1 rRNA gene is annotated in these 703 nt (G+C 40.5%); it reads left to right on the top strand.

The features are described 5' to 3' along the window. The first annotated feature begins 29 nt into the window (after positions 1–29). Positions 30–195: ribosomal RNA gene (gene rrf, locus M3193_RS16880) — 5S ribosomal RNA — on the top strand. Positions 196–703 lie beyond the last annotated feature (508 nt).

Here is a 703-nt window from a genome sequence, read left to right as displayed (position 1 = left end):
GGAATGGTTTTTTTGTGTTTGAAAATAAAACCGAAGGTTTTTACAAGTACCACCTGTTCCCATATCGAACACGGAAGTTAAGCTCTTCAGCGCTGATGGTAGTAAAGCGGCACAGCCGCATTACGTAATTTACACCAACGGTGCAAATTACGCAGGGAACAGGCTTCCCCCTGTGAGAGTAAGACGTTATCGGGCAAAGTCCATCTCCCGTGGGCGCGTTTTTTTCTCTCATGATCGTAATTATCCAAATAGTGTTCAAAGGTTTTTTAACTGACGCTTAAGAGAAGTAGATCGGCAAAGTTAACTATCCCTAATTTATGAAGCACGCAATTCCACTAATTACCATGTTTAAAAGCATTGCAATTAGATGGGATGGGTGGTATAGTTAATAACGTTGCCAAACTGGTAAGTGAATAACTGCTTTGAATACAGCTTAAAACTTTTTTTAAAAAAGTTGTTGACATTCGAATCGCCAGCGTGGTATTATATAAGAGTTGCTTCTAACGGAGTGACACACAATGAACCTTGAAAACTGAACAGCAAAACGTCAACAAATAAAGTTCTGGAGCCGACTCTGTCGGTGAAAAGAACAAACGAATCTTCGGATTCAAATTGACATCTTAATTGATGCCAGCAAGAAACTCGAGCTACTCGAATTTCTCTATTATGGAGAGTTTGATCCTGGCTCAGGACGAACGCTGGC

It is taken from the genome of Sporosarcina luteola, from assembly GCF_023715585.1.
In the GTDB taxonomy this organism is placed as follows: Bacteria; Bacillota; Bacilli; order Bacillales_A; family Planococcaceae; genus Sporosarcina; species Sporosarcina luteola_D.
The sequence above is the reverse complement of the archived record's forward strand: the minus strand, read 5'-3'. Positions and strand labels throughout refer to the sequence as shown.